13 protein-coding genes are annotated in these 13,466 nt (G+C 57.7%); 10 read left to right on the top strand and 3 right to left on the bottom strand.

The genetic code is table 11. The features are described 5' to 3' along the window. Window positions 1–25 precede the first annotated feature (25 nt). The 6 genes from odhB (at window position 26) to AB4N82_RS01255 (ending at window position 7,680) form a co-directional block, all read left to right on the top strand. Window positions 26–1,249 carry a 2-oxoglutarate dehydrogenase complex dihydrolipoyllysine-residue succinyltransferase gene (gene odhB / locus AB4N82_RS01280; RefSeq protein ID WP_032889161.1) on the top strand — a complete coding sequence of 408 codons (1,224 nt, stop codon included), beginning with the start codon at window positions 26–28 and terminating at the stop codon, window positions 1,247–1,249. Window positions 1,250–1,347: 98 nt separating this feature from the next. Then, window positions 1,348–2,784: a dihydrolipoyl dehydrogenase gene (gene lpdA / locus AB4N82_RS01275; RefSeq protein WP_122765348.1), complete on the top strand. Its 1,437-nt coding sequence runs from the start codon at window positions 1,348–1,350 to the stop codon at window positions 2,782–2,784. Between the two features lie 205 nt (window positions 2,785–2,989). Beyond that, window positions 2,990–4,156, top strand: a complete 1,167-nt coding sequence (sucC, locus tag AB4N82_RS01270) for an ADP-forming succinate--CoA ligase subunit beta (RefSeq protein WP_003210567.1) — start codon at window positions 2,990–2,992, stop codon at window positions 4,154–4,156. After that, on the top strand, window positions 4,156–5,037 hold the full coding sequence (gene sucD, locus AB4N82_RS01265) for a succinate--CoA ligase subunit alpha (protein ID WP_003210566.1): 882 nt from the start codon (window positions 4,156–4,158) through the stop codon (window positions 5,035–5,037). The genes sucC and sucD overlap by 1 nt, the downstream gene beginning before the upstream one ends. 359 nt (window positions 5,038–5,396) lie before the next feature. Next, entirely contained in the window at window positions 5,397–6,710 is a 1,314-nt protein-coding gene (gene brnQ / locus AB4N82_RS01260; protein ID WP_032889165.1) for a branched-chain amino acid transport system II carrier protein, read from the top strand. Window positions 6,711–6,942: 232 nt separating this feature from the next. Then, complete coding sequence (locus tag AB4N82_RS01255; protein WP_032889167.1) at window positions 6,943–7,680, top strand: DUF599 domain-containing protein; 738 nt, start codon at window positions 6,943–6,945, stop codon at window positions 7,678–7,680. 106 nt (window positions 7,681–7,786) lie between these two features. Here AB4N82_RS01255 and AB4N82_RS01250 read toward each other — a convergent pair whose 3' ends face one another. Continuing rightward, window positions 7,787–8,038: a hypothetical protein gene (locus tag AB4N82_RS01250; RefSeq protein ID WP_010211724.1), complete on the bottom strand. Its 252-nt coding sequence runs from the start codon at window positions 8,036–8,038 to the stop codon at window positions 7,787–7,789. Between the two features lie 158 nt (window positions 8,039–8,196). On the opposite strand from AB4N82_RS01250, the gene AB4N82_RS01245 reads away from it, so the two are divergent. From AB4N82_RS01245 to AB4N82_RS01230, 4 genes are all read left to right on the top strand, one after another. Beyond that, window positions 8,197–8,673, top strand: coding sequence for a PaaI family thioesterase (locus AB4N82_RS01245; RefSeq protein WP_099601485.1), 477 nt, complete (start codon window positions 8,197–8,199; stop codon window positions 8,671–8,673). Beyond that, window positions 8,670–9,122 (top strand): PaaI family thioesterase, encoded by a 453-nt coding sequence (locus tag AB4N82_RS01240; protein WP_122680095.1) that lies wholly within the window; start codon window positions 8,670–8,672, stop codon window positions 9,120–9,122. The genes AB4N82_RS01245 and AB4N82_RS01240 overlap by 4 nt, the downstream gene beginning before the upstream one ends. 89 nt (window positions 9,123–9,211) lie before the next feature. Next, a complete protein-coding gene (gene htpG / locus AB4N82_RS01235; RefSeq protein ID WP_032889307.1) occupies window positions 9,212–11,116 on the top strand; it encodes a molecular chaperone HtpG in 1,905 nt (634 codons plus the stop codon). Between the two features lie 66 nt (window positions 11,117–11,182). Next, on the top strand, window positions 11,183–11,911 hold the full coding sequence (locus tag AB4N82_RS01230) for a dienelactone hydrolase family protein (protein WP_122680094.1): 729 nt from the start codon (window positions 11,183–11,185) through the stop codon (window positions 11,909–11,911). A gap of 113 nt (window positions 11,912–12,024) precedes the next feature. Here AB4N82_RS01230 and AB4N82_RS01225 read toward each other — a convergent pair whose 3' ends face one another. Next, on the bottom strand, window positions 12,025–12,876 hold the full coding sequence (locus AB4N82_RS01225; protein WP_460104202.1) for a pirin family protein: 852 nt from the start codon (window positions 12,874–12,876) through the stop codon (window positions 12,025–12,027). Window positions 12,877–12,954: 78 nt separating this feature from the next. Further along, window positions 12,955–13,371 carry an OsmC family protein gene (locus tag AB4N82_RS01220; RefSeq protein ID WP_122765350.1) on the bottom strand — a complete coding sequence of 139 codons (417 nt, stop codon included), beginning with the start codon at window positions 13,369–13,371 and terminating at the stop codon, window positions 12,955–12,957. Between the last annotated feature and the right edge of the window lie 95 nt (window positions 13,372–13,466).

The following is a 13,466-nucleotide window of genomic DNA, read 5'->3' as shown; positions in this document are numbered from 1 at the left end:
ACCGAATTTTAAGGACCCACAGATAATGGCTATCGAAATCAAAGCCCCGTCATTCCCGGAATCGGTTGCCGATGGCACCGTTGCCACTTGGCACAAGAAACCAGGCGACGCTGTAAAGCGTGACGACCTGATCGTCGACATCGAGACCGACAAAGTCGTTCTGGAAGTGTTGGCCGAAGCTGACGGCGTACTGGGCGCAATCGTTGCCGAAGAGGGCGCTACCGTTCTGTCGAACCAGGTACTGGGCTCGATCGAAGAAGGCAGCGCTGCCGCTGCTCCTGCTGCCGCTGCTGCACCGGCCGCTGCCTCGGCACCTGCTGCCGCTCCGGCTGCGGGTGGTGAAGATCCAATCGCTGCCCCGGCTGCGCGTCAGCTGGCTGAAGAAAACGGTATCAACCTGGCTTCCATCAAAGGCACCGGTAAAGACGGCCGTGTGACCAAGGAAGATGTGGTTGCTGCTGTTGAAGCCAAGAAAAACGCTCCTGCTGCTGCGCCTGCCAAGGCTGCTGCCCCGGCTGCCGCTGCTCCTGTGTTCGCTGCTGGCGATCGCACCGAGAAGCGTGTGCCGATGACCCGCGTTCGTGCCACCGTGGCCAAGCGCCTGGTTGAAGCACAGTCGAACATGGCGATGCTGACTACTTTCAACGAAGTCGACATGACCGAAGTCATGGCCCTGCGTTCGAAGTACAAGGATCTGTTCGAGAAGTCCCACAACGGCGTGCGCCTGGGCTTCATGTCGTTCTTCGTGAAAGCGGCCACCGAAGCGCTGAAACGCTTCCCGGCAGTCAACGCTTCCATCGACGGCGGCGATATCGTTTACCACGGCTATGCAGACGTCGGCGTTGCCGTGTCCAGCGACCGTGGCCTGGTGGTTCCGGTCCTGCGTAACGCCGAGCTGATGAGCCTGGCTGAAATCGAAGGCGGCATCGCCGGCTTCGGCAAGAAAGCCCGTGACGGCAAGCTGACCATCGACGAGATGACCGGTGGTACCTTCACCATCACCAACGGTGGTACCTTCGGTTCGATGATGTCGACCCCGATCGTCAACCCGCCACAAGCCGCGATCCTGGGCATGCACAACATCATCCAGCGTCCGATGGCGATCAACGGCCAAGTCGTGATCCGCCCAATGATGTACCTGGCACTGTCTTACGATCACCGCCTGATCGATGGTAAAGAAGCCGTGACTTTCCTGGTGACCATCAAGAACCTGCTGGAAGACCCGGCTCGTCTGCTGCTGGATATCTGATAGAAGCAGCTGCAGGCTCCGGGCAAGCCGCCAAATAGGGCGGCTTGACCTGGAGCGTGTGGCTTGAAAGCTTGCTGCTAAATAGAGGAACTATTTTCATGTCGCAGAAATTTGACGTTGTAGTGATTGGTGCAGGTCCTGGAGGCTATGTTGCCGCCATCAAGGCCGCACAACTGGGCCTCTCGACTGCTTGCATCGAAAAATACACCGACAAGGAAGGCAAACTGGCACTGGGCGGTACTTGCCTGAACGTTGGTTGCATTCCTTCCAAGGCGCTGCTGGACAGCTCCTGGAAATTCCACGAAGCCCAAGACGGCTTCGCGATCCACGGCATCAACCATGCTGGCGTGACCATGGACGTGCCAGCAATGGTCGGCCGTAAAGCCAATATTGTTAAGGGCCTGACTTCCGGCGTTGCAACCCTGTTCAAGGCTAACGGCGTCACTTCCCTGCAAGGCCACGGCAAACTGTTGGCCGGCAAGAAAGTTGAAATCACCAAGCCAGACGGCTCGGTTGAAGTCATCGAAGCCGAGAACGTGATTCTGGCTCCGGGTTCGCGTCCTATCGACATTCCACCAGCTCCAGTTGACCAGAACGTAATCGTTGATTCGACCGGCGCCCTGGAATTCCAAGCAGTTCCAAAGCGTCTGGGCGTGATCGGCGCTGGCGTGATCGGCCTGGAACTGGGTTCGGTCTGGTCCCGCCTGGGTTCTGAAGTGACTGTACTGGAAGCCCTGGACACGTTCCTGCTGGCTGCCGACACCGCTGTGTCCAAAGAAGCGCTGAAAACCCTGACCAAACAAGGTCTGGATATCAAGCTGGGCGCACGTGTTACCGGTTCGAAGGTCAACGGCGAAGAAGTCGTTGTGACCTACACCGACAAAGACGGCGAGCAGACCATCACTTTCGACAAGCTGATCGTAGCCGTAGGTCGCCGTCCAGTGACCACCGACCTGCTGGCTTCCGACAGTGGTGTGAACATCGATGAGCGTGGCTTCATCCACGTTGACGATCACTGCGCTACCACCGTTCCTGGCGTCTACGCCATTGGCGACGTGGTTCGCGGCATGATGCTCGCGCACAAAGCTTCCGAAGAAGGCATCATGGTTGTCGAGCGCATCAAGGGCCACAAAACCCAGATGAACTACGACCTGATCCCATCGGTTATCTACACCCACCCGGAAATTGCATGGGTCGGCAAAAACGAACAGCAGTTGAAAGCTGAAGGCGTTGAAGTTAACGTCGGCACCTTCCCGTTTGCTGCTTCTGGCCGTGCCATGGCAGCCAACGACACCGGTGGTTTTGTCAAAGTCATCGCTGATGCCAAGACTGACCGCGTATTGGGCGTCCACGTGATTGGCCCGAGCGCTGCAGAACTGGTTCAGCAAGGCGCAATCGGTATGGAATTCGGCACCAGTGCCGAGGACCTGGGCATGATGGTTTTCTCCCATCCAACCCTGTCCGAAGCGTTGCACGAAGCAGCGTTGGCTGTGAATGGCGGCGCCATCCACGTCGCCAACCGCAAGAAGCGCTAAGCGAGATAATAAGAAACCACGGCGGAGTTGCCCGTCGTGAGCCTTGCGCGCAAGACTCACCGCGGAATATCCGCTGGACGCAGTCTTGCGCAGCTTTACGGGCCTTAAAGCCCAGCAAGTTGCGCAAGCAGCAGTCACAGGTGGCGCGGCACTCATAATGAGCGCAGCGCCGAATGCGCAGTACCTAACGAAGACGGTAAAAAGCATGAATCTTCACGAGTATCAGGGTAAGCAGCTGTTCGCTGAATACGGCCTGCCAGTATCCAAGGGCTACGCAGTAGACACCCCGGAAGCAGCAGCAGAAGCCTGCGACAAAATCGGTGGTACCGAGTGGGTTGTCAAAGCCCAGGTCCACGCTGGTGGTCGCGGTAAAGCGGGCGGCGTTAAGCTGGTTCGCAGCAAAGAAGACGCCAAGGCCTTCGCACAGCAATGGCTGGGCAAGCGTCTGGTGACTTACCAGACTGATGCCAATGGCCAGCCAGTCACCAAGATCCTGGTTGAATCGTGCACTGATATCGCTAAAGAGCTGTACCTGGGCGCTGTCGTTGACCGTTCGAGCCGTCGCATCGTGTTCATGGCTTCCACCGAAGGTGGCGTGGACATTGAGAAGATCGCCGAAGAAACCCCAGAAAAAATTCTGAAAGCCACTATCGATCCACTGGTTGGCGCTCAGCCGTTCCAGGGTCGTGAGCTGGCTTTCCAGTTGGGTCTGGAAGGCAAGCAAGTTGCCCAGTTCGCCAAGATCTTCGTAGGTCTGGCCAAACTGTTCCAGGATCACGATCTGGCTCTGCTGGAAGTGAACCCGCTGGTGATCAAGGCTGATGGCGATCTGCACTGCCTCGATGCCAAGATCAACATCGACGCCAACGCCATGTACCGTCAGCCTAAGCTGAAGACTTTCCACGATCCGTCGCAAGACGATCCGCGCGAAGCGCACGCTGCCAAGTTCGAACTGAACTACGTAGCCCTGGAAGGTAACATCGGTTGCATGGTCAACGGTGCTGGCCTGGCCATGGGTACCATGGACATCGTCAACCTGCATGGCGGCAAACCAGCCAACTTCCTCGACGTAGGCGGCGGTGCTACCAAAGAACGCGTTACCGAAGCCTTCAAGATCATCCTGTCCGACTCCAACGTCGCAGCAGTGCTGGTCAACATCTTCGGCGGCATCGTTCGTTGCGACATGATTGCCGAAGGCATCATCGGTGCAGTGAAAGAAGTTGGCGTTAAAATCCCGGTTGTTGTTCGCCTTGAAGGTAACAACGCTGAACTGGGCGCTAAAGTACTGGCAGAAAGCGGTTTGAACATCATCGCGGCTACCAGCCTGACCGACGCTGCTCAACAAGTTGTTAAAGCTGCGGAGGGCAAATAATGAGCGTCCTGATCAATAAAGACACCAAAGTTATCTGCCAGGGTATTACCGGTTCGCAAGGTAGTTTCCACACCCAGCAAGCCATCGAATACGGCACCAAGATGGTTGGCGGCGTAACTCCTGGTAAAGGCGGCACCGAGCACCTGGGTCTGCCAGTGTTCAACACAGTGAAAGATGCTGTAGCTGCCACTGGCGCCACCGCCAGCGTGATCTACGTTCCAGCTCCTTTCTGCAAGGACTCCATCCTGGAAGCAGCATTCGGCGGCATCAAGCTGATCGTCTGCATCACCGAAGGCATTCCTACCCTGGACATGCTGGACGCTAAAGTTAAGTGCGACGAACTGGGCGTTGTCCTGATCGGCCCTAACTGCCCAGGCGTGATCACCCCAGGCGAATGCAAGATCGGCATCATGCCAGGTCACATTCACTTGCCAGGTAAAGTCGGTATCGTTTCCCGTTCCGGCACCCTGACCTACGAAGCTGTCAAGCAAACTACTGACGCCGGTTTCGGTCAGTCGACTTGCGTCGGCATCGGCGGTGACCCGATCCCAGGTTCGAACTTCATCGACATCCTGAAGCTGTTCCAGGAAGACCCGAAGACCGAAGCGATCGTGATGATCGGTGAGATCGGCGGTTCGGCTGAAGAAGAAGCGGCTGCCTACATCAAGGCACACGTGACCAAGCCGGTTGTTTCCTACATCGCTGGTGTGACTGCCCCTGCGGGCAAGCGCATGGGCCATGCTGGCGCAATCATCTCTGGCGGCAAAGGCACTGCAGACGAGAAGTTTGCTGCCCTGGAAGACGCAGGCGTTAAAACCGTGCGTTCGCTGGCAGACATCGGCAAGGCTTTGTCCGAGCTGACCGGTTGGGCTGTCAAGTAAGCTTCGCGCTTAGCTGACGCTTTACCAGCAAAGGCCACCTTCGGGTGGCCTTTGTGCGTTTGGATGTACCCGATCCTATGTAAGGGGCCGTGCGACGATTCAACTAGCCCTCACACATTTGTTTGTATTGCCAACATAAGTATGAAAACGCGACATCAATATGTCGCTTATCGGACAGTTCGCCCCGCAACAGTGCGTTTGTCAGCCTGATTCTGTAACCTACCCGCCTCTTTATGCGCTGGCCTCCCAAAAGGAAGCCGCGCGCTAGACCGGTCGGCCCCATCAGGGCCGGCAGTATTTCCCTCATCCACAGGGAATCCCTCTCTAAATTCCGATTCAGTAGTGTGGTATTTCCCGAAATGAAAGTGTTGAAAAGCCAGGATATCCTGGCGTTGGGCTTCATGACCTTTGCCCTGTTCGTGGGCGCCGGTAACATCATCTTCCCGCCTATCGTTGGCTTGCAGTCCGGACCTCACGTCTGGATGGCGGCGTTGGGCTTCCTGATCACCGCAGTGGGTTTGCCAGTGGTCACCGTGATTGCCCTCGCCAAGGTCGGCGGTGGTATGGATGCGTTGAGCAGCCCGATCGGCAAGATCGCCGGTGGCCTGCTTGCGGCGGCTGCGTATCTGGCGGTAGGGCCGCTGTTCGCTACCCCGCGTACCGCGACGGTGTCTTTTGAAGTCGGCTTGGCGCCGCTCACCGGTGAAAGCCCGTTGGCGCTGTTCCTCTATAGCTCCGTTTACTTCCTGGTGGTGTTCTTTGTGTCCCTGTACCCAGGGCGCCTGCTGGACACTGTCGGTCGTTTCCTTGCGCCGTTGAAGATCATCGCGTTAGCCATCCTCGGCATCGCTGCGTTTGCCTTGCCGGCCGGTGAGGTGGGTGTCGCCACTCCGGAATACGTCGCTGCACCGTTCTCCCAAGGTTTTATCAATGGTTATCTGACCATGGACACCCTTGGTGCTCTGGTATTCGGCATTGTGATCGTCAACGCTATCCGCTCCCGTGGTGTTGATTCGCCCAAGCTGATCACCCGCTACGCGATCATCGCTGGCCTGATTGCTGGCGTTGGTCTTGCGCTGGTGTACGTCAGCCTGTTCCGCCTTGGTGCGGGAAGTCATGAAGTGGCCGCTGGTGCGGCTAATGGCGCAGCTGTACTGCACGCGTACGTGCAACACACCTTCGGCTCCCTGGGCAGTGGTTTCCTGGCGGTATTGATTTCCTTGGCATGCCTGGTTACCGCGGTTGGCCTGACCTGCGCTTGCGCCGAGTACTTCAGCAAAATCCTGCCGCTGTCCTACAAGACCCTGGTAGTGATCCTGGCGCTGTTCTCGTTGTTCGTGTCCAACCTGGGCCTGACTAAGCTGATTGCCTTTTCGATCCCGGTGCTTACCGCGATCTACCCGCCGTGCATCGTGCTGGTGGCCCTGAGCTTCTGCAAAGACTTCTGGCAGGAACAGGGCCGGATCGTTGGCCCGGTGATGCTGGTGTCGTTCATCTTTGGCTGCATTGATGCGCTGAAGGGCGCGGGCTTCGCCGACTGGCTGCCGTCGCAACTGGCGCATCTGCCGCTGAGCGAGCAGGGCCTTGCGTGGTTGGTGCCGTCGGTAATGACCTTGGTCGTGGCTGTGGTGGTTGATCGTATGCTTGGCAAGCGTAGCGAAGCGATCGCGTAACACCGCTTCAAGGCTGCACAGAAATGCCCCGTATCAATCAATACGGGGCATTTTTTATGCTTGGTAGAGTACGACCTTCTAAAGTTGGAGCGCGGTCGATGTAGGAGGGGGCTTGCCTCAGACGGCACTGTGCCATTCAACAGGTGCAGTGGCTGTCAGCAAGCAATCGGGAGCAAACCCTCTGCGCCATGTTGACCGCGTTTGCAAAACCATTTTTTGATATAGGACCCGCATGTCGTTCGTCGAAACCAATCAAATCCACCTGCTTGCCGCCCTCTGGTTCGTTCTGTGTTGGGGCGGCTACACCCGTTATGCGACCTGGAAAGCCCGGGACACTGCGTGCCTGGCCAGTGTGTTGCATTTGTATCGTGAAGACTGGATGCGTCGCATGCTGCTGCGCGACAACCGCATTGCCGACGCCAGCGTGATCGGCAACCTGGAGCGCAATGCTTCGTTCTTTGCCTCCAGTACCCTGATTATCCTCGCTGGTATTCTCACCGTGCTTGGCGCCTCTGAGCGGGCCGTGTCCTTGCTAGCGGACATTCCTATGGTGCAGCAGGCGTCCCAGGGCATGTCGGAGATCAAGTTGTTGTGCCTGGCATTGGTGTTCGTCTACGCCTTCTTCACGTTCAGCTGGTGTATGCGCCAGTACAACTTTGCGGCGGTGTTGGTGGGGTCTGCGCCGATGATTGGTGAGCGGCATGTGTCCGAGCAAGAGCGCAAGGCGTTTGCCTTGCGGGCGGCAAGGGTAATATCCATGGCCGCCAACCAGTTTAACTTTGGTCTGCGCGCTTATTACTTCGGCATGACCATGTTGGCGTGGTTTGTCAGCCCATGGTTATTCATGTTGATGAGCGCGGGAGTGGTAGTCGTGCTTTACCGTCGAGAGTTTCATTCCGACGTGCTGCAAGTGATGGTGTATACGCAGACTGATACGCCAGTGCCTGAGGCGATCAAAGAGTCGGCTTAGTCCACTTCAGCGAGTTAACGCTTCAAATTAAAAACCACAGGCAAAGAAAAGCCCGCTATTTGAGCGGGCTTTCTTTATCGCAGCGAAGCTATTTCAAACCGCGGTCTCAAGAACCGGTGGCTGGAGTAGCAGGTGCTGCTTCTTTTGCGGCGGCTTCGTTCGATTCAGCCTGAGCTTTGGCAGCATCGGCGTTTTCTTTCGCAGCGTCGTTCACTTTATCCTGAGCCTTCGCCATATCTTTCTGAGCTTGCTCAGAGTGCGCGGCAGCGTCTTGGGCTTTGTCTTCGGATTTTTTGTCGCAGGCAGCGAGACCGAGGGCAGCGGCGAGCATCATGGAAATAGCTAAAGTCTTGCGCATTGGGTGTTTCTCCTTATTGAAGATATCTACTGGCCTTTCGAGCCTGAGGGTTCAGCATTAGTTCCTTTTATTGCGCAGATATATAAACAGCGCACCCCAAGGAACTTTCAACCGCACTGCCTACTCCGCGGATTAACGCTAATAAGAGTCTAGACCGAATGACCGAAAACCCACTGTTAGAGCGTGCGACGCGCTTTGTTTCGGCCCTGCGCCATTGCCAGGTGCTGGGGATTACCGTGCATGCCGCCAACCTGGAAGGTATGACCTTGGTCCTGCCCTACGGCCCCTCCATCGTCGGCGACCCTCGCACCGGGGTGATCCATGGCGGTGCGCTGACTTCGCTGATGGACACCGCCTGTGGCATGGCCACCTTGTGTGTATTGCCAGAGTTCGAGGTGTGCCCGACCCTCGACCTGCGCGTCGACTACATGCACACCGCCGAGCCCCACAAGCCAGTTTATGGCTTCGCCCAATGTTACCGGGTGACGACTGACGTGATCTTTACCCGTGGCGTTGCCTATCAGGATGACCCGCAGCAGCCCATTGCCCATGTGGTGGGCACGTTCATGCGCATGGGCAAGCGGCTCAAGGGAGCCCAAGGACTGAGCAGCACAATCAAGGGAGAACAGGCATGACGCATCGATTCAAGACGCGCCTGGAACAGGCCCACGAACTCGGCAACTATGAGGCGCTGCTGGCGTTGATTCCTTACGCCAAGCTGATCGGCATCGAATGCACACGCCTGGGCGATGAATTGCTGTTTCGCCTGCCCGCCAACAAAGACAACATTGGTAACCCCATATTGCCGGCGCTGCACGGCGGGGTGATTGCCGGCTTTATGGAGCTGTCGGCAGCGTTGCACCTGCTGGTATTTACCGGTGCGCCGGGCTTGCCGAAAATCATCGATTTCTCCCTGGATTACCTGCGTGCAGGCCAGTTCCGCGACACTTATGCCAAATGCCAGGTCTGGCGCCAGGGCCGACGGGTCGCGAACGTGGCAATTACCGCCTGGCAGAGCACCCCGGCAGAACCTATTGCCACCGCCCGTGCGCATTTCAAAATTGAGGAAACGACTCGCCCTTGAAATCCTGGCCTTAGCCCCCAACTTTGATGACAACCCGCCGCCAACCCTCAAGGGTACGGCCACTGCCATCCAATTGGAGTTTGATGACCATGAGTGTGGAAACTCAAAAGGAAACCCTGGGCTTCCAGACCGAGGTGAAGCAACTGCTGCACCTCATGATCCATTCGCTGTATTCCAACAAGGAAATTTTCCTTCGCGAATTGATCTCGAACGCCTCTGACGCTGTCGACAAATTACGTTTCGAAGCCCTGTCCAAGCCTGAGTTGCTGGAAGGTGGCGCCGAACTGAAAATCCGTGTGAGCTTCGATAAAGACGCCAAGACCGTCACCCTCGAAGACAACGGTATCGGCATGAGCCGTGACGATGCGATCACCCACCTGGGTACCATCGCCAAATCCGGCACCGCTGATTTCATGAAGAACCTGTCCGGTGACCAGAAGAAAGATTCGCACCTGATCGGCCAATTCGGTGTGGGCTTCTACTCGGCCTTCATCGTTGCCGACAAGGTTGAAGTGTTCAGCCGCCGCGCCGGCCTTGACGCCAGCCAAGGCGTGCATTGGTCCTCCAAAGGTGAGGGCGAGTTTGAAATCGCCACCATCGATAAAGCCGACCGTGGCACCCGCATCGTGCTGCACCTGAAATCCGCTGAAGATGAGTTCGCTGACGGCTACCGCCTGCGCAATATCATCAAGAAATACTCCGACCACATCGCTCTGCCAATCGAGTTGCCGAAAGAGCAGGCTGCCGCCGAAGGCGAAGAAGCGCCTGCCCAGGAATGGGAAGTGGTCAACCGCGCTAGCGCCCTGTGGACCCGTCCTCGCACTGAGGTGAAGGACGAGGAATACCAGGAGTTCTACAAGCACATCGCCCACGACTACGAAAACCCACTGAGCTGGAGCCACAATAAGGTCGAAGGCAAGCTGGAATACAGCTCGCTGCTCTACGTACCGGCCCGTGCTCCGTTCGACCTGTACCAGCGTGAAGCGCCGAAAGGCCTGAAGCTCTACGTGCAGCGCGTGTTCGTGATGGACCAGGCGGAATCGTTCCTGCCGCTTTACCTGCGCTTCATCAAAGGCGTGGTCGACTCCAATGACCTGTCGCTGAACGTGTCGCGGGAAATCCTGCAGAAAGACCCGATCATCGACTCCATGAAGTCGGCGTTGACCAAGCGCGTCCTCGACATGCTGGAAAAACTGGCGAAGAACGAGCCTGAGCAATACAAAGGCTTCTGGAAAAACTTCGGTCAGGTCATGAAAGAAGGCCCGGCGGAAGATTTCGCCAACAAGGAAAAAATCGCCGGCCTGCTGCGTTTTGCCTCGACTCAGGGCGAAGATGGCGAGCAGGTGGTGTCCCTGGCCGAGTACCTGGCACGCGCCAAGGAAGGTCAGGACAAGATCTACTACCTGACCGGCGAAACCTACGCTCAGGTCAAGAACAGCCCGCACCTGGAAGTCTTCCGTAAGAAAGGCATCGAAGTGCTGCTGCTGACCGACCGTATCGATGAGTGGCTGATGAGCTACCTCAGCGAATTCGACGGAAAGACCTTTGTCGACGTTGCCCGTGGTGACCTGGACTTGGGTAACCTTGACTCCGAAGAAGAGAAGAAGGAAGCCGAAGAAGTCGCCAAGGCCAAAGAAGGCCTGGTTGAGCGGATCAAGACGGCCCTCGGCGATGCGGTCAGTGAAGTGCGGGTTTCCCACCGCCTGACCGACTCCCCGGCGATCCTGGCCATCGGCGAGCAGGACCTGGGCATGCAGATGCGCCAGATTCTCGAAGCCAGCGGCCAGAAGGTTCCGGACTCCAAGCCGATCTTCGAGTTCAACCCGGCTCACCCGCTGATCGAGAAACTCGACGGCGAGCAGAGCGAAGAGCGGTTTGGCGACCTGTCGCACATCCTCTTCGATCAGGCGGCCCTGGCCGCTGGCGACAGCCTCAAGGATCCGGCCGCGTATGTGCGCCGCCTGAACAAGCTGTTGGTTGAACTGTCGGTTTGACCCCGTTGTAGAAAAACCCGCTTCGGCGGGTTTTTTCGTTCTACTGCACCTCAACTGGAGTAAATGATGAGCCAAGTCACTGTGCGTTCCGTGGTCTATCAGATTGATGGCCAGCCTTATGAGAGCCGCCTGGCATTCGATGCCAGCCACCAGGGTCCGTTGCCGGGCTTGTTGATGGCGCCGAACTGGATGGGTGTGAGTGCGGGTGCCGAAGAAATCGCCAAGGCCGTTGCCGGCAAAGGTTATGTGGTGCTGATTGCCGACTTGTACGGGCAAAGTGTGCGCCCGTCGAATGGCGACGAAGCCGGTGCCGCGATGATGCCGTTGAAAAATGATCGCCCGTTGCTGAACAAGCGCATGCAGGCGGCCTTTGAGCAGTTGCAAGGTCAGACCGAAGCCGCAGTGGATACCTCGAAGCTGGCGACCTTTGGTTTCTGCTTTGGCGGTTGCTGCTCCCTGGAGCTGGCACGTACCGGCGCGCCGTTGAAGGCTGCGGTGTCCTTCCACGGCACCCTCGACACGCCGAATCCGGCGGACGCGAAGAACATCAAGGGCTCGGTGCTGGTGCTGCACGGTGCTTCCGACCCGTTGGTGCCAAAAGAGCAACTGCCGGCGTTCGAAGATGAAATGAACGCGGCCGGCGTGGACTGGCAATTGCTGAGCTACGGCGGTGCGGTGCATTCCTTCACTGACCCGGAGGCCAATGTGCCGGGCAAGATGATGTACGACGCGAAGACCGCAGCACGGGCCTTCCAGTCGATGCATAACTTGTTGGATGAAGTGTTCAAGGGCTAACGCTTAAGCGCTTGTTCCGGCCTCATCGAGGGCAAGTCCCTCCCACATGTTGACCGTGTGAATCCGATCAAGTGTGGGAGGGGCGGTGCGAAGATTCGACTTGCCCCCGTTAGCTATCTCAGAGGCAACTCAATTCTTTCAGTTTCACCCGGCACCGTCGGCCAATCCCCAGCGGCCCAGCGCTGCCTGGCCTGCTCGATCTTCAACGGATCGCTCGCGACAAAATTCCAATTGATCCGCCGTGGCCCATCCAGCGGTGCACCGCCAAACACCACCAGGTGGCAATCGCTCCCGGCGCACAGCGTCATCTCCTGTCCTGCCGGCAAGACCACCAGACTCTGCACCTCAAGCGCCTCGCCCTCCAAATGTGCTTCACCCTCCAGCACGTACACCGCCCGTTGCTCATGCTCGTCAGGGATCAGCAGGGTAGTGGCCGTCTGCATCCGCACCTCGGCATACAGCGTGGGCGACAGCACTGGCACTGGCGATTTCAGGCAAAACCCATTGCCGGCGATCATGCGAATCTGCACGCCCAAGTTGTCGCTGATCGGCAGGCTCGCCGCCGGGTGGTGGCTGTAATGGCCGGGCCCGGTTTCATGATCCTTGGGTGACGCAAGCCACACTTGCAACCCATGCAGGCTGAAGCCACTGGCCTTGAGTGCTTCGGGTGTGCGCTCCACATGGGCAATCGCGCTGCCGGCAGTCATCCAGCTGACATCACCCGCTTGCACCTCCTGGTCAGAACCCAAGCTGTCCTTATGCTGCAGCGCACCGTCGAACAGATAGGTGAGAGTGGATAGGCCGATATGCGGATGCTGACGGATATTCATGCCGCTGCCCGCTGGGTACTGGGTGGGCAACATGTGATCAAAGAACACAAAGGGCCCGACGCTACGGCATTCCCGTGAGGGCAAGGGGCGCAGGATCGGCTGGCCTTCGACGTCTTCGGGGCGAGGGCGGATCACGGTGAGGGGGGCATGGTGCGTCCCAGTCTGAGCGGGTTAGGTGTAATTGAGCATAACCCGCTCGACGAGAGGTTGCCGCTATTGGCTGAATGCGCCTTCGGACAGCTGGGTCTCGATATTGATTTCGGCAGTGGTCATCAGCTTGTGCACCGGGCACTTGTCCGCCACGCGATGCAGTTCATCGCGCTGCGCGTCTGTGAGTACGCCCTTGAGGGTCAATTTGACGTTGAGTGTGTATTTGCCTTTTGGCTCTTCGGCGGCGTCGTGGGTGACTTCCACGGTCACGCCGGTCAGCGGGATATCTTTCTTCTGGGCATAGAGCCTGACGGTCAAGGCCTTGCACGACGCCAGTGCGGCATCGAAGTAATCGTGGGGGGAGGGCGCCGAGTCGTCGCCACCCAGGCTCTTGGGCAGGTCGGTAAACAGCTCGTGGTTGCTGATGTTGACGCTGTGGCGGAAGTTTTCAGCGTTCAATGTGTTCACGGTAACAGGCATGGCAAACCTCACAGGGTGGCAGGATGAAGGTCATGCAGTTATAGAGCATGCTGGCACTTCAGTGTTCCGCGTTTTTCCACGATGAACCTCGGCAC

The organism is Pseudomonas sp. H1_D04 (genome assembly GCF_054683855.1).
Note: the sequence above shows the minus strand (reverse complement) of the source record. Positions and strands in the feature narration are given on the sequence as shown.

Bases quoted from the DNA above. Each gene is read 5' to 3' on its own strand.
- odhB (WP_032889161.1), top strand. From the start codon at position 26: ATGGCTATCGAAATCAAAGCCCCGTCATTCCCGGAATCGGTTGCCGAT.
- lpdA (WP_122765348.1), top strand. From the start codon at position 1,348: ATGTCGCAGAAATTTGACGTTGTAGTGATTGGTGCAGGTCCTGGAGGC.
- sucC (WP_003210567.1), top strand. From the start codon at position 2,990: ATGAATCTTCACGAGTATCAGGGTAAGCAGCTGTTCGCTGAATACGGC.
- sucD (WP_003210566.1), top strand. From the start codon at position 4,156: ATGAGCGTCCTGATCAATAAAGACACCAAAGTTATCTGCCAGGGTATT.
- brnQ (WP_032889165.1), top strand. From the start codon at position 5,397: ATGAAAGTGTTGAAAAGCCAGGATATCCTGGCGTTGGGCTTCATGACC.
- AB4N82_RS01255 (WP_032889167.1), top strand. From the start codon at position 6,943: ATGTCGTTCGTCGAAACCAATCAAATCCACCTGCTTGCCGCCCTCTGG.
- AB4N82_RS01250 (WP_010211724.1), bottom strand. From the start codon at position 8,038: ATGCGCAAGACTTTAGCTATTTCCATGATGCTCGCCGCTGCCCTCGGT.
- AB4N82_RS01245 (WP_099601485.1), top strand. From the start codon at position 8,197: ATGACCGAAAACCCACTGTTAGAGCGTGCGACGCGCTTTGTTTCGGCC.
- AB4N82_RS01240 (WP_122680095.1), top strand. From the start codon at position 8,670: ATGACGCATCGATTCAAGACGCGCCTGGAACAGGCCCACGAACTCGGC.
- htpG (WP_032889307.1), top strand. From the start codon at position 9,212: ATGAGTGTGGAAACTCAAAAGGAAACCCTGGGCTTCCAGACCGAGGTG.
- AB4N82_RS01230 (WP_122680094.1), top strand. From the start codon at position 11,183: ATGAGCCAAGTCACTGTGCGTTCCGTGGTCTATCAGATTGATGGCCAG.
- AB4N82_RS01220 (WP_122765350.1), bottom strand. From the start codon at position 13,371: ATGCCTGTTACCGTGAACACATTGAACGCTGAAAACTTCCGCCACAGC.